Here is a 19,987-nt window from a genome sequence, read left to right on the forward strand (position 1 = left end):
CCCTGCTCTTTTTTTATCATTTAACTTTATTCTTCTTAATCTGCAAACGATAAAGCCAATGCGTTTCCTAACACTAGAAGACATCAAAGACGTTTTTATTAAGTTGCATCAAAGAGGGCCAAATTTCCTATTGTCCAAACTGAAAATAACACCTTATGCCCGAACAATAAGTGCTTTCAATGAAGAAAAAATAGACAGTGCCAATTTTTGGATTATCCCTGAAGTCAGACGAAGATGGAATCGCTTAATTACCGGTCATTCCGATATTGGCTATGAAGCATTTCTCAGCGCGAATTATTTTCAAAACACTAAAGAGTTCAAAGTACTGGCACTCGGCTCAGGTGATTGTAGTCATGAACTACTACTCGCAGAACTAAACCCGCACTGGCAAATCGATTGTTTTGATTTCTGTGAAAAACGATTAAATAGCGCCATCAAAACCGCTAAAGACAAAAAACTAAATAATATTTTTTTCTATCTGGAGAATATTGTAACCTATAATTTTGATTCCCAAAAATATAATGCCGTATTCTTCCATGCTTCGCTACACCATTTCGACAAAATCCCGCATTTCCTAAAGCATACCGTTATACACAGTCTAAAACCAAAAGGATATTTGATCATCAATGAATATGTTGGAAAAAACCGACTTCAATATTCAAAGGAACAAATTAAACAAATCAACAAAGCACTACAGTCTATTCCGAAAGAATACCGAAAAATTTACAAAACAAGGCATTATAAAAACCATTACTACGGCAATGGGATTTTTAAAATGATTATTGCAGATCCTTCCGAATGTGTGGATTCAGAAAGTATACTCCCTGCCATTTATACCCACTTTGATATCGTTTTAGAAAAACCATATGGCAACAATTTACTTCATAGCACCTTAAAAGATATTGCACATCATTTTATAGAAAATGACAACTATACCGCCGATAAGCAACAGGTTTTACAAAATCTTTTTAAAATGGAGGACAACTTTCTACAATCTAATCCGAGCGATTATGTTTTTGGTATCTACCAGTTAAAAAATAAAGAGTAGGCCATTATTCGGTTTCTCCATAGTAGGCCTCAACACCTTCCAAAACATCTTGTTTAAGTATAGCACTATTTGGAAATTTAACCCGCAAACCTTCTAAACACATAACAAATTCTTTATGCTGCGCTTTGTACGATATTTCTTCAAAACGCGAGGCGATCCATTCCAATGTGTTTTGATCAAGATTGTTGATGGCTTTTATCGCCTGTGGCAGATCCGAAAGGATCATAGCTACAATCCGATCCAAGTCATACGGAACAGTGGGATCATTTACGTGTTTCTGTTCCATGCCCTGAACGATGGCGGTAATAGCTGCTTCCATTTGTTATGTTTATCGGATTAAAAATAAAAAGAAATGTTTACACCTGACAGGTTTTTGAAACCTGTCAGGTGTAAACAAAAAAGCCCTACATTTCTGTAAGGCTTTTCTTTTTTTAACCAGTGGTCCCACTTGGGCTCGAACCAAGGACCACCTGATTATGAGTCAGGTGCTCTAACCAACTGAGCTATAGGACCGGTTTAGAGGCTGCAATATTACTACTATTTTTCGTTTAGTGCAAACTTATTCCAAAATTTCTTGACACAGTTCTACCAGTACACCATTGGTCCCTTTAGGGTGCAAAAAGGCCACCAGCTTGTTATCGGCACCGCGTTTTGGCGTTTCGTTCAATACCGTAAACCCTTCCGATTTTAAACGGGCAATTTCCGAAACAATGTCTTCTACATCAAAAGCAATATGATGAATCCCTTCTCCTTTTTTCTCGATAAATTTTGCAATCGGACTATCCGGAGTGGTGGCTTCCAATAATTCTATTTTATTCGGTCCGTTCCTAAAAAAAGAGGTCTTCACACCTTCGCTTGCCACTTCCTCCTGCTTGTAGGCCGGCGCACCAAATAATTTTTCAAAAATAACATTGGACACTTCAAGGTCTTTTACCGCTATTCCGATATGCTCTATTTTTCTCATTCTAGTACTTCTTATTTTGTTTTTTGGGTTGTTATCTTCCGAAAACAAAGATAAAAAACTTTATCCGCCGTCAACTTTAAAAATTTACAATCCAAAAAATTGTACTTTTGCATCATGGAAACAAATAGACAAAAAAAGATAGGAACCGTTTTGCAGAAAGATCTTGTTGATATTCTGCAGGGCGAAGTGCGTAAAAACGGAATTAGCAATCTAATTATTTCCGTATCGAAAGTAAGTGTCACCACCGATTTATCTATCGCAAAAGTATACCTGAGCATTTTCCCGGCCGATAAAGGAGCCGAAATTCTAAACGCTATCCGTAGTAATACTCCATTGATCAAACACGATTTGTCACAACGTGTAAAACTACAATTGCGCAAAGTACCCAATCTGGCTTTCTATATCGATGACAGCCTTGATTATATCGAAAAAATCGACAAAGCATTAAGCGGCGACGAAAACCCGATCGAAAACCCGGAACTTCTAATCAAACGAAAAAAATCGTAATTGAATTTCCCGTTTTACATAGCCAAACGATATACCGTTAGTTTTAGCAAAAGCACCGCGATCAATATCATTACCGGTATTGCATCGCTGGGTATTATTGTTAGTGCTATGTCCTTATTTGTTGTGCTTTCGGTCTTTAGTGGCCTAAGGGAGTTTAGTCTTTCGTTTGCCAACGATACCGATCCCGATCTGAAAATGTTCGGAAAAACCGGCAAATCACTCACCATTAGTCCGGAACAGGAAAAACAGCTTAAAAACACCAAAAGTATCGCGCTTTTTAGCAAAGTGGTCGAGGAACGCGTTTTGTTCTATTTTAATGGTAAGGAACAGGTAGCCTATTTAAAAGGTGTGGATAGCATCTACAGAAAAATCAACCCGTTTGAAAAGAAAATTTATGGTGGTCAGTGGCTCAATCCAAATACCAGTCAGGTAGTCGTAGGATATGGCATTACCAATAAATTGTCGATGGGACTTTTCGATTACAACAACACCTTTGAAGTTTTTGTACCAAAACCCGGCAAAGGCACGATCGACAATCCGAATGACGCTTTTAACAAAGCGGTTTTGGTTCCGATTGGGATTTATGCCATCAACGAAGATCTGGATAACAAATACGTTTTTTCCGATTTAGCACTGGCACAGGAATTATTGCAATACAAACCCAATCAGGTGACTGCTATCGAATTTCAGCTTAAAGCCGGAGCCGATGAAAATCTGGCATTATCCGAAATCAAATCTATTTTTAAAGACTCCGTTTCAATCAAAACACGGGCGCAGCTCAACGACAGTCTTTACAAGATGCTGAATACCGAAAATATTGCCGTTTACCTGATCTTTACATTAGTGATCATCGTGGCATTATTCAATCTGATCGGTGCCTTGATCATGATGATTCTGGATAAAAAAGCCAATCTGAAAACACTTTTTAATCTCGGTGCCGAAATCAAACACCTAAGAAGTATTTTTCTGCTTCAAGGTAGTTTGATCACCGTAACCGGAGGACTAATCGGTTTAGTGCTCGGTATTATTGTGGTGATCCTGCAAAAACAGTTTTCACTGATCATGGTTACGCCAACAATGGCCTATCCGGTGGTTTTCGATATTATGAACATTCTTACCGTATTACTGACGATCGTTATTTTAGGCTTTCTGGCATCGCTTATCGCCTCCAGTCGCGTGAGTAAAAAATTATTACAATAGATTTTCTCCTGAAAAATAAATTCTATATTTGTCGCTCATTATAACTGAACGCCGATGAAAGTTTCTGCATCGTCCTAACCTATCCGGAGATAATTTAGGACATTTCGATTTCACTTGCCTTCCCGTTTTCGGGATCTTATCAATCATTAATCCTAATTATTATGACAGAAACAAATAGGCCGCAAGGCACTCTTTTTAAAATTTTCAATACGATCAAACAAGCCCTTAAAGGGGACGAAAATTTCGATTATACCAGCGGTAGTATCAAAAAAGCAGTAATCCTATTGGCCATTCCCATGGTTTTGGAAATGCTGATGGAATCCGTTTTTGCTTTGGTCGACCTGTATTTTGTGGGCCATTTGGAGCATAGTAGCTACGCCATTCAAACCGTAGGTTTAACCGAATCGGTAATCACCATTATCTATTCACTTGCCATTGGAATCAGTATGGCCGCAACCGCCGTAGTGGCGCGTCGTATCGGAGAAAAAGATCCGGTTGCCGCAGCCAAAGCCGGTATGCAGGCTATTATTATTGCGGTTTTTATCAATAGTATTATCAGTATTGGCGGGTTTATTTTCGCCAAAGATATTTTATTACTGATGGGCGCTTCTCAGGAAGCCGCCGATTATGGGGTGAATTTTACCCGCATTATGATGGGTGGTAGCTTATGTATTATGTTGCTTTTCCTGATCAACGGAATTTTTCGCGGAGCCGGAAATGCCGCGATCGCGATGAAAAGTTTATGGCTGGCCAATATCTGTAACATTATTTTATGTCCGATATTGATCAATGGTTTCGGGCCCATACCGGCTTTCGGACTAACGGGTGCTGCAATTGCGACGACTACCGGTAGAAGTATCGGCGTACTCTATCAATTGTACCATTTGTTTAACGGTCGGGGCATTTTAAAAATCATCCCTTCTTATTTTATTCCGGATTTCAAACAGATAAAAGCATTGATCAAAATCGCAGCTCCGGGTGTTTTACAGTTTGTAATCGCTTCGTGTAGCTGGATCTTTTTAGCGCAACTGGTGGCTACAACCGGCGGTGATCATGGATCGGCCGGATACCAGACAGCTTTACGAATTATGATGTTTTTTATCCTTCCGGCCTGGGGATTGAGTAATGCCGCTTCTACCCTGGTAGGACAAAATCTTGGTGCCAAACAGGTGGAACGCGCCGAAAAATCGGTAATCACAACCGCTAAATATAACGTAGCATTTATGGCTGTAATTACGGTTGTTACCTTTCTGTTTGCTCAGTATATTATCGGCTTCTTTACAGACGATATACTGATACAAAATATCGCAGTTGAAGCGCTACACATTATGTGCTTAGGCTATGTTTTTTATGGTATCGGAATGGTGTTGATCAACACCTTTAACGGAGCAGGTGATACCTGGACACCAACCTGGGTAAACTTTTTCGGGTTTTGGTTGTTCCAGATTCCATTGGCGTATCTGTTGGCCAAATATTATCAAATGGGGCCAACCGGGGTATTCCTTTCGGTTCCGATTGCCGAAACAGCAATTACAATCGCCAGTATTTTTCTGTATCGCAGAGGGCGTTGGAAACGCGTTGAAGTATAAAAAAACCTGTTAGATGTTTAGATCTGACAGGTTTACTATAACACAAAAGGGCTGTTCATTCACAGCTCTTTTTTTATGTCATCTGATAATCGGCATACGCGTCTTCAATTTCTTCGAAGACTTTAAACAGTACCGCACTATCGTCCTGAGTAACCAGTTTCTGACGGTATTCTTTAAATCCGTGGATGCCTTTAAAATAATTGGTATAATGACGACGCATTTCTACAATCCCAACGCGTTCGCCTTTCCAGTCCATTGACCAGGTAAGGTGGTTTCGTGCCGCTTCCACTCTGTCTTTGATCGTAGGCGCTGCTAGTAATTCACCGGTTTCAAAATAATGTTTGATCTCGTTAAAAATCCATGGATATCCAATCGCCGCACGTCCGATCATAATTCCATCCAAGCCAAATCGGTTTTTGTATTCCAAGGCTTTTTGCGGACTGTCGATATCGCCATTACCAAAGATCGGCATCGTGATTCTCGGGTTATTTTTTACCCGTTCAATATGCGTCCAGTCGGAATGTCCTTTGTACATCTGTGCCCGGGTGCGCGCATGGATTGTAAGTGCCTGAACTCCGACGTCCTGTAATCGTTCGGCTACCTCATCGATATTAATCGAATCGTCATCCCATCCCAAACGGGTTTTTACCGTTACCGGCAGATGCGTACTTTTAACCACGGCTTTGGTTAAACGAACCATCAGATCAATATCTTTTAAAACGCCTGCTCCGGCACCTTTACAAACGACCTTTTTTACCGGACAACCAAAATTGATATCGACCAAATCCGGTTCTACGGTTTCCACGATCTTGGCCGATAAGGCCATCGCTTCTTCATCCCCTCCGAAAATCTGAATCCCTACCGGTCGTTCATAATCGAAAATGTCCAGCTTTTTACGACTCTTCATCGCATCACGGATCAATCCTTCCGAAGAAATAAATTCGGAATACATCAAATCCGCGCCATGCAATTTGCACAACCTGCGGAATGGCGGATCACTCACATCTTCCATAGGTGCGAGTAATAGCGGATAATCCGGTAATTCTATATTGCCAATCTTGACCATCATCTACATTTTGCCGCAAAATTACAAATTTTAATCAATTCTTTTTCTTAACGTTACTGTAAAGCTTTTGAGTAGCACTTCAACCGATGCCTTACTTGTCTTTTCTGAAAATTATTGAATCGACATAAAAAAGACAGTGATTTCAATACTATCCGCTTGTAACTGACCAACTTTCAATTATATTTGCGGATTATTTCACTACCTTTATATAGAAAATCCCCATATACGGCTGATTATCTGTACAAAGGCTTATAAAGTCCTTTTGTTTTTTAACAAAGGTATGGCCGATCTGCATTCGGATTTGCCTTTAAAATTGATACAAAACGAAGATGAAGCATATTAGAAATTTCTGCATTATTGCACATATCGATCACGGGAAAAGTACCCTTGCCGATCGATTACTGGACGCTACCCAAACCGTGACCGCACGTGAGCAGCAAGCTCAGTTGCTGGACAATATGGATTTGGAACGCGAACGTGGTATTACCATTAAAAGTCACGCAATTCAGATGGAGTACACCTATAAAGGAGAACAGTACATCCTGAACCTGATCGACACTCCGGGTCACGTGGATTTCTCCTATGAGGTATCCCGTTCGATCGCAGCCTGTGAAGGGGCACTTTTAATTGTGGATGCAGCACAGAGTATTCAGGCACAAACCATTTCCAATCTATACCTGGCATTGGAAAACGACCTGGAAATTATCCCTGTTCTAAATAAAATTGATTTACCAAGTGCCAATCCGGAAGAAGTGAGCGATGATATCGTGGATCTGTTAGGCTGTAAGTTGGAAGATATTATCCCGGCATCCGGAAAAACCGGTCTGGGTGTCGATAAAATTCTGGAAGCCATTATTGAACGTATTCCGGCACCTAAAGGTGATAAAGAAGAACCTCTTCAGGCTTTGATTTTTGACTCGGTTTACAATCCGTTCCGCGGAATTGAAGTTATTTTCCGTGTGATTAACGGAGAAATCCGTAAAGGTCAGAAAATTAAATTTATGGCTACCGGTAATGAATATTTTGCCGATGAAATCGGAACCTTAAAATTAAACCAGGTTCCCAAACAGGTTGTCTCTACCGGTGACGTAGGGTATCTGATTTCTGGTATCAAAGAAGCCCGCGAAGTAAAAGTGGGTGATACCATTACCGATGCCAAAACACCAACTCAAAATATGATTCAGGGATTTGAGGATGTAAAACCAATGGTTTTTGCCGGTATTTACCCTGTTGACACCGAGGATTATGAAGAGCTTCGTAACTCCATGGAAAAGCTACAGCTAAATGACGCTTCGCTGGTATTTAGCCCGGAAAGTTCGGCCGCTTTAGGTTTTGGTTTCCGTTGTGGTTTCCTGGGAATGCTTCACATGGAAATCATTCAGGAACGTCTGGAGCGTGAGTTCAACATGACCGTGATCACTACGGTACCTAACGTTTCGTATCTGGCGTACACCAAAAAAGAGCCGGATACTCCACAAATTGTAAACAATCCTTCCGATTTACCGGAACCATCCAAACTGGACCGCGTGGAAGAACCATATATCAAAGCAACAATCATCACCAAATCGGATTTTGTTGGACAGGTAATGAGTCTTTGTATCGAAAAACGCGGTATCATCACCAACCAAACGTATCTAACACCGGAACGTGTGGAGTTGACTTTCGACATGCCATTGGCCGAAATCGTATTTGATTTCTACGACCGATTAAAAACGGTTTCCAAAGGATATGCCTCTTTTGACTACTCGCCTATTGGAATGCGTACGTCGAATCTGGTAAAAGTGGATGTACTCTTAAATGCAAACTCTGTAGATGCTTTATCGGCTTTGATTCATGCCGACAACGCCTATAACATCGGTAAAAAAATGTGTGAAAAGCTAAAAGAGCTGATCCCACGTCAACAATTTGACATTCCGATTCAGGCAGCTATCGGTGCTAAGATCATCGCCCGTGAAACAATTAAAGCGTTGCGTAAAGACGTAACTGCAAAATGTTACGGAGGGGATATCTCCCGTAAACGTAAATTACTCGAAAAACAGAAAAAAGGTAAAAAACGTATGCGTCAGGTAGGTAATGTTGAAATCCCGCAGGAAGCATTTATGGCTGTATTAAAATTAAACGATTAGTATCAGATAAAAGACCGGATTGAACAATCCGGTCTTTTTTTATCGATTCCTCACCGCCGCCCTTCAACGTTTCACTTTGAAAATAACTTATTTTTTTAACAATTTAACTATCTTTTCAAAACAATAAACAAATCTAATACCTTATTTAATATAACAAAAAGCTCTTTTTAGTAACTTTACAAGATTAATGCCCCCATCATGAAAAGAGTTTTCTTATTGTTGCTGTTTTTTTCCAGCCTTACTTTTTATGCGCAGGGAATTGCTATTGACACTACATCACAAACCGTTCCGCAATTAGTGAGCAACATTCTTTTGCAAAATTCCTGCTTTAACGAAACGAATTTCCAGTTTTCGTCTCATCGCGGTATCGGACAGTTTACCAATACCAATCCCAATTTCCCGATTCAGGAAGGCATTGTGATACGAAACGGTATCGCCAAATATACCGAAGGGCAATATACCGGGTTAAATGAAAGTTCTTTTCTCACCAACGCTGGCGATCCCGATCTACAAAATATCAGTAATGCCAGTGGACAAACACTTCCGATTCGGGATGTCGCTTATATACAGTTCGATTTTACACCTTTATCCAGTAGTTTTAGTTTTGATTTTCTATTTGCTTCCAACGAATATGGCGAATACCAATGTGGTTTCAACGATATCTTTGCTTTTCTGCTAACCGATCTTACCACCGGTGTTACCACAAACCTGGCGGTGATTCCCAATACCAATATTCCGATTTCCATAAAAACGATTCGAGACAACCAATACAATTCAGGCTGCACCTCGTCTAATCCGGGTTTATTTGGCCGTTATAATGTGAACAATCCGGGCACTTCGGCAATCAATATGCGCGGACAAACCACTTTATTAACTGCTTCGTCAACGGTTACACCTAACAATCCCTACCGGATCAAGCTAGCCATTGGCGATTATAACGATTCCAATTTTGACTCGGCTGTTTTTATCGCCGGAAAGAGTTTTACGACCAATACTAACTTAGGTTCCGACACTACTATTTGTCAGGGCGAAACCATCGTATTACAATCCGGGTTAGGACCACAATTCAATCATGTATGGACTTTCAATCACAATATTATTCCAGGCGCCACGTCATCATCCCTAAGTGTTACGCAAGCCGGACTTTATAGTGTGATCGCCACTACTACAAACGGTACCTGCCAAATGACCGACGAAATTGAGATTACCGATCTGACCATCGGTACACCACAAGATATACGGGTTTGCAATAACGGATCGACCAATTATCCTTTCAATCTAACTCAAAATAATGCCACAGTCTTAGGCTTGAATCCTGCTGATTTCGATGTTTTATATTATGCCTCTTTGGCCGATGCCAATGCCAACAATCCAATTCCGGCTTCCGACATTAATAACTATTTAAGCACCGGCGGACAAACTATCTATATTAAGGTACGCAAACATAACGGAAACGTTATTTGCGACAATCTCACATCGTTCGACCTGATCGTTAACAACACCATTACTCCAGGACAGGCTTTAAACATGACCAAGTGCAGCAATCGCAATGGTCAGCTAAGCTTTGACCTGACGGTGGAAACACCAATTGTCCTAAACGGGCAAAGCCTTAGTGACTTTAGTATCCAATATTTCACCTCGCAAAGCAGCGCCGATAGCAACACTAACAGTATTACCGATCCGACGGCTTTTATCGTAAATGCATCACAATCGCCGGTTACCATATGGGTACGAATGACCGATGTTAATAATCTAAATTGTTATGCGCTTACCAGTTTTACCATCACAATATTACCACTTCCATTGGTGGATGTCCATCCGGATGTTATCGAATGTAGCAGCTATGTATTACCGCCTATTACCAACGGAAATTATTTTTCGGGTTCCAGCGGATCAGGAACGCCACTTTTCCCAGGCGATACCATTACCCAACAAGGCACCTATTATATATACAATACCGCCCCCGGACCTTTGGGATGCGCCGATCAAACTACCTTTGTTGTAACATTAATTGATCAGCTAAGCTTCCCGGAAGTAGGATGCGAACAATATATTATCCGTAGTGCTCCGGCGGGTCATTTTTATACCGGACCAGGCGGAACAGGAACGCTTTTACCCGTAGGAACGGTATTAACCACCAATCAGACGATTTATTTTTATGCAGTGGTCAACGGAAATGTTTGTCAGGAAAAAATATATAATATCCGGATTTTACAAAAACCCGTTGTCGACAAACCTAACGATGTGATCACTTGTAATTCCTATGTTTTACCACAGTTGAACTTTGGCAATTACTATTCCCAACCGGGTGGTGTGGGGCCCCAAATACAGCCTGGAACCGTTATTACTACGTCTCAGGATATCTATGTTTATGCTTTTGACGGAGAATGTGATGACGAGCATCTTTTCCGGGTAACCATCATCGACGGCCCGTCTTTCCAACCGGTAACCGCTTGTGGCGAATATACATTACCTGCTATTGAAGTCGGAAATTATTATACCCAACCCTTAGGTGGTGGCACCCCAATTCCGGCCGGCACGGTGATTTACAATTCACAAACCGTTTACTATTACGCGCCAACCACAAGCACACCCAATTGTACGGATTTTTTAAATTATCAAATTACCATACTTCCAAAACCTTTAGTCGACACACCAGCCGACCGAATGGAATGCGGTCAATATATTTTACCTCCATTAACGAATGGAAACTATTATACCGGAACCGGTGGAACCGGAACACAAATGAGTGCCGGACAAGTGCTGATCAACACACGAACAATCTATGTTTATGCTGTCGCAGCCAACGGTTGTACCAACGAACATGCATTTACCGTAACCATCCGGCCCGTTCCTCCAATCGATAGTTTTACCGATGTCTATACCTGCACCACTTTTACATTACCTCCTTTAAACAACGGAAACTATTTTACAGGACCAGGTGGAACCGGAACCCAGTTAAGTCCTGGTACGGAAATTTCGACTACGCAAACGCTGTATATCTATAACAATTGGAACGATTTTCCGCAATGTAGTAATCAAACGGTATTCACCGTAAATGCAATTGGTGTTGAGGTCGGTACGTTTGACGACATTAAAGCCTGCGACAGCTATACGCTACCCAATCTTACCGTAGGAAATTATTACGCGCAACCAAATGGTCAGGGCGCTATTATTCCGGATGGAACTGTTTTAACCACCAGTCAAACGGTATATGTATATGCCATTTCCGGAAACCGTATTAATTGTACGGACGAAGATGATTTTGTCGTTACGATTTCCACCACTCCAACACTTCCGAATTTCAACAACGTAGAACGCTGCGGTAGTTATACCTTACCGCCATTGCCTTCGGGCGGTTATTTTAGCGGTAGCGGCGGAACGGGCACGGCCTACCAACCGGGCGACAATATAACGACCTCACAAACCGTATATGTATATCTTGCAGCTCCCGATAATGCAAATTGTTTTATCGAAAAACCGTTTCTGGTTACCATATATCCTTTATTAGACCTGAATATACCAGACGGTATCATTTGTGTGGATCCGCTGACCCAGAATCCGCTGACGTCCTATACGATTACAACCGGATTAAATCCTGCTTTGTTTACGGTAGAATGGTATCAAAACAACCAACTGATTCATACCGGACCAAACTATACCGCTACTCAGGTTGGGCAGTATACGATCAACACCATAAAACTCACTCCGGAGTCGGGTAACGATTGCAATTATAATCCAACGACTGTAACCATTGAACCATCCAGTATAGCCGTAGCTACACTTTCCGTTGGAGAACCTTTTTCTGATGACAGTTCGATTTCCGTTAACATAACCGGTGGATATGGTCACTACGAATATCAACTGGACGATGGCAATCCGCAATCTTCCAATTATTTCACTAATGTTTCCGGTGGCGAACACTGGGTAACCATTACCGATACCAAAAACAATTGCGGCAATATCCGACTAAGAGCTTTTATTCTGAAATACCCGAATTTTTTCACACCTAATGGCGATGGCTATAACGACACCTGGAATATCCGCGACCTGCGAAATCAAAAAGATGCACGGATTTATATTTTCGACCGCTATGGTAAATTCCTAAAACAACTTCGACCGGACGGACCGGGTTGGGACGGAACCTATAACGGCTATCCGCTTCCGTCGACCGATTATTGGTTTAAGGTAATCTTTAAAGATAACGGAGAAGAAAAAGAATTTAAGTCCCATTTTTCGATGAAACGGTAGGACTTTCATTTTTAAAGCCCGCCATTTAACCGGATGCGTTTTTTTTATTTAAAAAACCTTCGCAACTTTGTACCTTATACTTTATTTCGATGATAGAAGACAAAACACCTCAAAGAACCAGTTTGTCGCAACTGGGCGAATTTGGATTAATAAGTCATCTGACCCAAAATTTCAAAATCAATCAGCCATCCACATTAACAGGGATTGGCGACGATGCGGCCGTACTGGATTTTAAGGATAAAAAAGTGGTGGTTTCTACCGATTTACTGGTAGAAGGTGTTCATTTTGACCTTGCCTATATGCCTTTAAAACATTTAGGTTATAAAGCCGTTGTGGTAAATCTTTCCGACATCTGTGCGATGAATGCCAAGCCGACACAAATTACGGTGTCGATTGCCGTTTCGAACCGTTTCCCGCTGGAAGCACTGGAAGAATTGTATGACGGAATTGCACTGGCTTCCAAAATATATGATGTAGATGTGATTGGTGGTGATACCACTTCCTCTCAAAAAGGATTGATTATAAGCATCACCGCTATTGGCGAGGCTAAGGAAGAAGAACTGGTTTACCGTAACGGTGCCAACGAAACCGATTTATTGGTTGTGACCGGCGATATCGGCGCAGCCTATATGGGATTACAGGTTTTGGAACGCGAAAAACAGGTTTTTCAGGTAAACCCGAATAACCAGCCCGATCTGGATGCGTATACTTATTTAATCGAGCGTCAGTTAAAACCCGAAGCCCGTAAGGATATTAAAGAATTATTGGAGGCTTTGGATTTAAAACCAACTTCGATGATTGATGTTTCCGACGGGTTATCGTCTGAGATCATTCATCTTTGTAAGAATTCTTCAAAAGGCTGTAATTTATATGAAGACAAATTGCCTTTGGATCCACAATTGATCAATGCCTGTGAGGAATTTAATGTCGATAGTACAACAATCGCGATTAATGGCGGTGAAGATTACGAATTATTGTTTACTATTAAAATGGACGATTACGACAAAATCAAAGCGAATCCGAATTTTACGGTAATTGGTCATATGACACCGGAAAACGATGGAATTCACCTGATTACCAGAGCCAACACCAAGATCCCATTAAAAGCGAGAGGATGGAATGCTTTGGAAAACGAGTAGAAATTCTTACAAAATTAAAATAAATCCATAAAAAAAGCGTTAGTACATTACTAACGCTTGATTTTTAATGAGCTAAACCAAATCCTCTATTTGGCTGGGCTGTAGCAAGACCTTTTACAGGCTGGGCTAAAGAAGGTAATCCACTATATTTACCTTATACTGTATAAACTAACTTAATTAAGTATTTAATGACACTGTAAAAGTACTTGTTTCCCACACAAGCATTTTACGGTTTTTTTCAGTTTTTTTTACGGTTTGACTTTTTTTTTAGCTTTTTTGTCCATTTTAACACTTTTAATGGCTTTCAAAACTCCTGTTTTGTCCCAAAAAGGCTACCCGAACCGTAATTTTAACCCCAAGTTAGTTCGCAACCGTAACGAAAAAAGCTTCCCAATTACGGAAAGCTTTTTCGATATAGGGTATTACATTTTCATTAACCAGTTGCGCATCGAAACTTCTTCACTAATAATGCTTCTTAATTCGGAAATTTTAACGCGGTCCTGCTTCATGCTATCTCGATGACGGATCGTTACGGTTTGGTCTTCCAATGTCTGGTGATCAACCGTAATACAGAATGGTGTTCCCAAAGCATCCTGACGACGGTAACGACGTCCTACAGCATCTTTTTCGTCGTACGATACATTGAAATCCCATTTCAGATCGTCAATAATATTTCGGGCAACTTCCGGTAAACCATCTTTTTTAACCAATGGCAAAACGGCTGCTTTGGTAGGCGCCAACACCGACGGTAATTTTAATACCGTACGCGTCGATCCGTCTTCCAACGTTTCTTCCCGTAAGGCTTTGGAGAAAACCGCCAGGAACATTCGATCCAATCCAACAGATGTTTCCACTACATACGGTACATAGCTGGAATTGGTTTCGTTGTCAAAATATTGTAATTTTTTTCCGGAATGCGATTCGTGCGCTTTAAGGTCGAAATCGGTTCGGGAATGAATTCCTTCTAATTCTTTAAATCCGAATGGGAAATTAAATTCGATATCGGCAGCAGCATTGGCATAATGCGCCAATTTTTCATGGTCGTGGAAACGATAATTCTCTTTTCCAAGTCCTAATGAAAGATGCCATTTCAATCGGGTTGCTTTCCAGTATTCGTAATATTTCATTTCTTCGCCCGGACGAACGAAAAACTGCATTTCCATTTGTTCAAATTCACGCATACGGAAAATAAACTGACGGGCTACAATTTCATTTCGGAAAGCTTTTCCGGTTTGTGCAATACCAAAAGGTATTTTCATACGTCCCGTTTTCTGAACGTTCAGGAAGTTTACAAAAATTCCCTGAGCCGTTTCCGGACGCAAATACAAATCCATCGCCGAATCGGCAGAAGCACCTAATTTTGTTCCGAACATCAGGTTAAACTGACGTACTTCTGTCCAGTTTTTAGATCCCGATTCCGGACAAGCGATTTCAAGCTCTTCGATCAGTGCTTTTACATCGGCCAGGTTTTCGGTTTCCAACGAACGCGCCATACGCTCCAGGATTTCTCGCTGACGGGAACGGTATTCGATTACGCGTGCATTGGTCGCTACAAATTGGGCTTCGTCAAAAGCTTCGCCAAAACGTTCGCGGGCTTTATCTATTTCTTTTTGTGCTTTCTGATTTAATTTTTCGGCATAATCCTCAATTAAAACATCGGCACGATATCTTCTTTTGGAATCTTTATTATCGATTAACGGGTCGTTAAACGCATCTACGTGGCCGGAAGCTTTCCAGGTTGTTGGGTGCATAAAAATAGCCGCGTCGATACCAACTATATTTTCGTGCATCTGAACCATGGATTTCCACCAGTATTCCCGTATATTTTTCTTTAATTCAACACCGTTCTGAGCATAGTCGTAAACTGCACTCAAACCATCATAGATTTCGCTTGAAGGGAATATAAATCCGTATTCTTTTGCATGCGAAACTACATTTTTAAATAAGTCGTCTTGTTTTGCCATGTTGCAAAAATAGGAAAAAGAGATTGTATAAAACAGGGGAAATTTTAACTTTTTACACCAATTATCTAAATTGGAAATTCGCGGTTCCGATTATACGGTCCTGATGGATTATGTTCACTTCATAATCGCCGCGAATCAGCTTTTTTTTATCCACATCGACAAAGGCACAAACGTCGGTGGATTTATTTTCGTAGAATACGATTCCTCTTGCCGTACAGCTTAAATCGCAGTTGAATTTTTCATCCGGATGCGAGCAGTTGGCCAGTACCATATGTTCCGGATTTACAATCTGATAAAAGATTTCCTGATTTCCTTTCGGAACGATTTCGTTATAACCTAAGGTATAACAAATGCGGATCTGGTCTATTTTTTTGGAACGATTGGTTTCGAGGATGTCATTGTAGATGATTTTTACGCCTCTCACACTAACATTGAGCGCTTTTAAGTATTTCGAAGAGGCGTCGGAAGTATCGGAGGAGGCGTCGGATTCGGCTAATGCTTTAACCGGTTTTCGTTTTTCCTTTTTGACTTTAGCACTTAGGGGTTTGTTTTTGACAACTTCTGTCTTAAGATGACTGGTTCCGACCGTTTTTAAAAGGGTATTGGGTGGTAATTCCGATTTAAAAGGAGCCATCATTGCCTTTGTTCGGCCAACCAGCATGTTATTGACCGAATCGTACCGCTTTAAAATTTCCAGAAGTTCGTTCTTATGAAGGGAATTCTCCAGAGAAAGCTTATCTTTAAGCGTCTTATTTTCAACGGATAACCGATATAAATTAAAAGACAGGGTGAACACTCCGATGAGCAGAACACCAACACTTACCTGAATTAATTTTGTAGCGTTTTTACGGACCATTTGTATTTAATAATCACTAAAAGTATTCCACCTTCCGTAATACAAAAAAAATAATCGACGAAATGATAAAAAACTTGATAAACTTACTTTTTCCGCCAATTTGCGTTGGCTGTAATTCCGTTTTATTGCAAAATGAGAAGATTGTATGTCTAAAATGCCGTCACGAGCTCCCTTACACGAATCATCCGTTTACCAACTCCAATACGACTTTTGAAAAGTTCTACGGACGACTACCCTTAGTTCATGGATCATCCCTTTTATATTACCGGAAAAAAGGAATTACGCAGCAACTTATTCACCATTTGAAATACAAAAACCGACAGGAAATTGGCGCTTTGTTGGCCGAATGGTATCTGTTTCGTTTTGAAGCCAATTCGGATTTACAAACCGTGACCGATATCATTCCCGTTCCGCTACACCCAAAACGGTTACGCGAACGCGGCTATAATCAGCTGACCACATTTGGCCGCACTCTGGCAGACGGTTTACATACTTTTTATAACGACCAACTCTTATACCGGAAACGGTACTCAAAAACCCAAACCCAAAAGACGCTTTTCGGGCGAACCGAAACCGATGCAGAACTCTTTGCGCTTCGCGATACCAATTACTGTCATGGAAACCATTTCCTGTTAATCGACGACGTGATAACCACGGGTTCGACGCTGGAAGCCTGTGGCAAACAATTATTAAAAATACCGGGAGCCAGACTAAGTATTGCCACCATTGCCTATACCGACTCGTAATTTTACAAAGATTTTCTAAAAAGATTTTCTTTCCACTGAATATAATCGTTATTTTGTGCTGTTAAAATCACTGCTAACATGTTGAAATACCGCATCGCTTTTCTTATTGTTGTTTTTTCGCTACTACTAACCAGTTGTGCCAAAAGAGGTATGGTTTCCGGTGGACCGAAAGATACTATTCCGCCGACGATTACTTTTAGTACGCCTAAGAATTTCAGCACTAATTTTACCGGTAATTTTATCAAAATCAATTTTAGTGAATATATTAAGGTAAAAGACATCAACAAGCAGTTAATTATTTCACCTCCAATGAAAAAAGCTCCGGATATCGTTCCAATGGGCTATGCCAGTAAATATATCACGATTAAAATCAAAGACACGCTACAACCGAATACCACTTACAGTTTTAATTTCGGGCAAAGTATTTCCGATAATAATGAGCAAAACCCGTATTCCCAGTTTAAATATGTTTTTTCGACCGGATCGTATATCGATTCTTTAAAAATTGGCGGGATCATTCGTGATGCATACGATAAAAAAGTTGACCACTTTGTTTCCGTAATGCTTTACGAAGCGGCTACTTTTGCCGATTCTACCGTTTTTAAACAACAACCTCGTTATATAACCAATACACTGGACAGTTTAAAGGTTTTTACACTGGAAAACTTAAAAGAAGGCGATTATTATCTTGTTGCACTTAAAGACAAAAACAACGATTATAAATTCAACCCGAAAGAGGATAAAATCGCGTTCTTTAAAAAACCGATACGGATTCCTAACGATACTATCTTCCGTTTGGATTTGTTTAAGGAAGAACTGGCTTTTAAAGCCGAAAAGCCGACACAGGAAACATCCAATAAACTGATCATGGGTTTTGAAGGTAAGGAAAAAGCAAAAAACACAAAGATTACGGTTTTCAAAGGTGGTGAACCGCTGACTTCGGTTATCACAAAATATCCTTCCAAAGATTCCTTAAACATTTGGTTTCCTAAAGTAAAAGCCGATTCCCTGAAGATTCATGTTAGCAATGGCGATTATACCAAAGAGTTTGTCGCAAAACTAAAAGAAATGAAGACCAAAAGCGACACCTTGTCTTTTGAAGCCAAACCAACCGGCTCAATCGGTTTTAGAGATATTTTCACCATTACACCCTCGATACCTTTGTCTAAAATCGATAATTCAAAAATCAAACTCATCAACGTTAAAGATTCAACAGCAGCAGTACCATTCCAGCTTAAATATCTTGAATATGAAAAGAAACTGGAAATCGACTTTAAAAAAGAAGCCGATCAACGGTATAAACTAACCCTCTTACCGGGTGCTTTGACCGATTTTTACGAAACCAAAAACGATACTTTAAAGTATACCTTAGGTACGCGTAGCAATACCGATTTTGGTAATTTGCGTGTCCGCCTTGAAAATGTAAAACGCTTTCCGGTTTTACTGGAAGTATTGGATAAAAACGGAAAGATACTCGCCACGGAGTATAGCGAAAAAGAGACGGTCATTGATTTCAATTTACTGGAACCAAGCACCTATACCTTACGTCTTATTTACGACGATAATAAAAACCGCAAATGGGATACCGGTAATTTCCTAAAAAAAGAACTACCAGAAGAAGTTCTCTATTTTCCGGGGGAAGTGGATGTGCGCGCCAATTGGGATGTCGATCAGGTTTTTAAAGCAGATTAAATTTATCCCGATCTCTTAGAAAGCCCAGTTTATTTCGGTTCGCCAGCATCAATTCTTTATCCAGTTGTACCGAAAAGACCACTTCTTTTTCCAACGGTTCTACTAATGCATTTCCCAGATAATCCAAGACCTGTGAATGTCCGGAATAAAAATTATGGTTCACATCGTCGCCAATACGGTTAACACCAATCACATACGACATGTTTTCGATTGCTCTTGCTTTTAAAAGCGTATCCCAGGCCAGAATTCGTACCTGCGGCCAATTGGCTACATAAATCAGTAAGTCGTAATCGTCATTATTCCGGGAATATACCGGGAATCGCAAATCGTAGCAAATTAACGGGCAAATACGCCAGCCCAGATAGTTCACCACCAAACGTTCGGTTCCTCCGGAAGTGTAGGTTTTATGTTCTCCCGCCAAAGAAAACAAATGGCGTTTGTCGTAGTGTTCGACATCGCCGTTTGGAAAGACAAAAAGCAAACGATTATAAAAATTCCCATCTTCCTTAATCACCAGACTACCCGTTATGGCGCAGTTTTTTTCCGTAGCCGTCTGTTTCATCCAGTTTACCGTTGTACCATCCATCGGTTCGGCGACTTCGCCAGGATTCATCGTAAAACCAGAGCTAAACATTTCCGGCAAAACAATTAGCAAGGAGTCTTCTGGTATATTCTGAATTTTAGCTGCAAAATAATTTCTGTTCACTTCCGGGTTTTCCCAAAATAGCGGTGCCTGAATGATACTGATTTTCATCTCGTGTTGTTAATTTTAGGGTTGGCGCGTTTTTATCTAATAAAAATATAAAAGTTCTGTCAAAAGAAACCGTTTCTACACATAA

General features: G+C 40.5%; 15 protein-coding genes and 1 tRNA gene. 9 read left to right on the top strand and 7 right to left on the bottom strand.

The window, feature by feature from the left end; translation table 11 throughout:
• The first annotated feature begins 58 nt into the window (after nucleotides 1–58).
• Nucleotides 59–1,048: a class I SAM-dependent methyltransferase gene (locus ABFU83_RS14135; RefSeq protein WP_347066866.1), complete on the top strand. Its 990-nt coding sequence runs from the start codon at nucleotides 59–61 to the stop codon at nucleotides 1,046–1,048.
• A 4-nt stretch (nucleotides 1,049–1,052) separates the two neighbouring features.
• Here ABFU83_RS14135 and ABFU83_RS14140 read toward each other — a convergent pair whose 3' ends face one another.
• From ABFU83_RS14140 to mce, 3 genes are all read right to left on the bottom strand, one after another.
• Nucleotides 1,053–1,367, bottom strand: a complete 315-nt coding sequence (locus ABFU83_RS14140) for a hypothetical protein (RefSeq protein ID WP_347066867.1) — start codon at nucleotides 1,365–1,367, stop codon at nucleotides 1,053–1,055.
• Between the two features lie 120 nt (nucleotides 1,368–1,487).
• Nucleotides 1,488–1,561, bottom strand: a tRNA-Ile gene (locus ABFU83_RS14145).
• Nucleotides 1,562–1,607: 46 nt separating this feature from the next.
• Nucleotides 1,608–2,012, bottom strand: a complete 405-nt coding sequence (gene mce, locus ABFU83_RS14150) for a methylmalonyl-CoA epimerase (RefSeq protein WP_136403448.1) — start codon at nucleotides 2,010–2,012, stop codon at nucleotides 1,608–1,610.
• 114 nt (nucleotides 2,013–2,126) lie between these two features.
• Here mce and rbfA point away from each other — a divergent pair, with 114 nt between their 5' ends.
• From rbfA to ABFU83_RS14165, 3 genes are all read left to right on the top strand, one after another.
• Nucleotides 2,127–2,519, top strand: a complete 393-nt coding sequence (gene rbfA, locus ABFU83_RS14155) for a 30S ribosome-binding factor RbfA (RefSeq protein WP_136403449.1) — start codon at nucleotides 2,127–2,129, stop codon at nucleotides 2,517–2,519.
• Nucleotides 2,520–3,719, top strand: a complete 1,200-nt coding sequence (locus tag ABFU83_RS14160; protein WP_347066868.1) for an FtsX-like permease family protein — start codon at nucleotides 2,520–2,522, stop codon at nucleotides 3,717–3,719.
• A gap of 161 nt (nucleotides 3,720–3,880) precedes the next feature.
• Nucleotides 3,881–5,308 (top strand): MATE family efflux transporter, encoded by a 1,428-nt coding sequence (locus tag ABFU83_RS14165; RefSeq protein ID WP_347066870.1) that lies wholly within the window; start codon nucleotides 3,881–3,883, stop codon nucleotides 5,306–5,308.
• A 73-nt stretch (nucleotides 5,309–5,381) separates the two neighbouring features.
• Here ABFU83_RS14165 and dusB read toward each other — a convergent pair whose 3' ends face one another.
• Nucleotides 5,382–6,374 (bottom strand): tRNA dihydrouridine synthase DusB, encoded by a 993-nt coding sequence (gene dusB / locus ABFU83_RS14170; protein ID WP_347070223.1) that lies wholly within the window; start codon nucleotides 6,372–6,374, stop codon nucleotides 5,382–5,384.
• Between the two features lie 329 nt (nucleotides 6,375–6,703).
• Between dusB and lepA the strand changes: the two genes are divergently transcribed.
• The 3 genes from lepA (at nucleotide 6,704) to thiL (ending at nucleotide 13,890) form a co-directional block, all read left to right on the top strand.
• Nucleotides 6,704–8,500, top strand: coding sequence for a translation elongation factor 4 (lepA, locus tag ABFU83_RS14175; protein WP_347066871.1), 1,797 nt, complete (start codon nucleotides 6,704–6,706; stop codon nucleotides 8,498–8,500).
• Between the two features lie 198 nt (nucleotides 8,501–8,698).
• On the top strand, nucleotides 8,699–12,751 hold the full coding sequence (locus ABFU83_RS14180) for a choice-of-anchor L domain-containing protein (protein ID WP_347066873.1): 4,053 nt from the start codon (nucleotides 8,699–8,701) through the stop codon (nucleotides 12,749–12,751).
• 89 nt (nucleotides 12,752–12,840) lie between these two features.
• The gene (gene thiL, locus ABFU83_RS14185) at nucleotides 12,841–13,890 is read left to right on the top strand and encodes a thiamine-phosphate kinase (protein ID WP_347066875.1); all 1,050 of its coding nucleotides are present in this window, start codon (nucleotides 12,841–12,843) and stop codon (nucleotides 13,888–13,890) included.
• A gap of 422 nt (nucleotides 13,891–14,312) precedes the next feature.
• Here the strand turns inward: thiL and ABFU83_RS14190 are convergent, their stop codons facing one another.
• Both ABFU83_RS14190 and ABFU83_RS14195 read right to left on the bottom strand, forming a co-directional pair.
• Complete coding sequence (locus tag ABFU83_RS14190; RefSeq protein ID WP_347066877.1) at nucleotides 14,313–15,854, bottom strand: glycine--tRNA ligase; 1,542 nt, start codon at nucleotides 15,852–15,854, stop codon at nucleotides 14,313–14,315.
• A gap of 61 nt (nucleotides 15,855–15,915) precedes the next feature.
• Entirely contained in the window at nucleotides 15,916–16,710 is a 795-nt protein-coding gene (locus tag ABFU83_RS14195) for a hypothetical protein (protein ID WP_347066878.1), read from the bottom strand.
• Nucleotides 16,711–16,772: 62 nt separating this feature from the next.
• Between ABFU83_RS14195 and ABFU83_RS14200 the strand changes: the two genes are divergently transcribed.
• A complete protein-coding gene (locus ABFU83_RS14200; RefSeq protein ID WP_347066879.1) occupies nucleotides 16,773–17,456 on the top strand; it encodes a phosphoribosyltransferase family protein in 684 nt (227 codons plus the stop codon).
• A 78-nt stretch (nucleotides 17,457–17,534) separates the two neighbouring features.
• On the top strand, nucleotides 17,535–19,148 hold the full coding sequence (locus ABFU83_RS14205; RefSeq protein WP_347066881.1) for an Ig-like domain-containing protein: 1,614 nt from the start codon (nucleotides 17,535–17,537) through the stop codon (nucleotides 19,146–19,148).
• On the opposite strand, the gene ABFU83_RS14210 is transcribed toward ABFU83_RS14205, so the two are convergent.
• Nucleotides 19,135–19,902 (bottom strand): amidohydrolase, encoded by a 768-nt coding sequence (locus ABFU83_RS14210; RefSeq protein ID WP_347066883.1) that lies wholly within the window; start codon nucleotides 19,900–19,902, stop codon nucleotides 19,135–19,137. The two genes, ABFU83_RS14205 and ABFU83_RS14210, sit on opposite strands and share 14 nt — an antisense overlap.
• Nucleotides 19,903–19,987 lie beyond the last annotated feature (85 nt).

Source organism: Flavobacterium sp. WV_118_3 (assembly GCF_039778605.1).
GTDB lineage: Bacteria > Bacteroidota > Bacteroidia > Flavobacteriales > Flavobacteriaceae > Flavobacterium.

Coding starts and splice junctions, on each gene's coding strand:
- ABFU83_RS14135 (WP_347066866.1), top strand. CDS start 59: ATGCGTTTCCTAACACTAGAAGACATCAAAGACGTTTTTATTAAGTTG.
- ABFU83_RS14140 (WP_347066867.1), bottom strand. CDS start 1,367: ATGGAAGCAGCTATTACCGCCATCGTTCAGGGCATGGAACAGAAACAC.
- mce (WP_136403448.1), bottom strand. CDS start 2,012: ATGAGAAAAATAGAGCATATCGGAATAGCGGTAAAAGACCTTGAAGTG.
- rbfA (WP_136403449.1), top strand. CDS start 2,127: ATGGAAACAAATAGACAAAAAAAGATAGGAACCGTTTTGCAGAAAGAT.
- ABFU83_RS14165 (WP_347066870.1), top strand. CDS start 3,881: ATGACAGAAACAAATAGGCCGCAAGGCACTCTTTTTAAAATTTTCAAT.
- dusB (WP_347070223.1), bottom strand. CDS start 6,374: ATGGTCAAGATTGGCAATATAGAATTACCGGATTATCCGCTATTACTC.
- lepA (WP_347066871.1), top strand. CDS start 6,704: ATGAAGCATATTAGAAATTTCTGCATTATTGCACATATCGATCACGGG.
- ABFU83_RS14180 (WP_347066873.1), top strand. CDS start 8,699: ATGAAAAGAGTTTTCTTATTGTTGCTGTTTTTTTCCAGCCTTACTTTT.
- thiL (WP_347066875.1), top strand. CDS start 12,841: ATGATAGAAGACAAAACACCTCAAAGAACCAGTTTGTCGCAACTGGGC.
- ABFU83_RS14190 (WP_347066877.1), bottom strand. CDS start 15,854: ATGGCAAAACAAGACGACTTATTTAAAAATGTAGTTTCGCATGCAAAA.
- ABFU83_RS14195 (WP_347066878.1), bottom strand. CDS start 16,710: ATGGTCCGTAAAAACGCTACAAAATTAATTCAGGTAAGTGTTGGTGTT.
- ABFU83_RS14200 (WP_347066879.1), top strand. CDS start 16,773: ATGATAAAAAACTTGATAAACTTACTTTTTCCGCCAATTTGCGTTGGC.
- ABFU83_RS14205 (WP_347066881.1), top strand. CDS start 17,535: ATGTTGAAATACCGCATCGCTTTTCTTATTGTTGTTTTTTCGCTACTA.
- ABFU83_RS14210 (WP_347066883.1), bottom strand. CDS start 19,902: ATGAAAATCAGTATCATTCAGGCACCGCTATTTTGGGAAAACCCGGAA.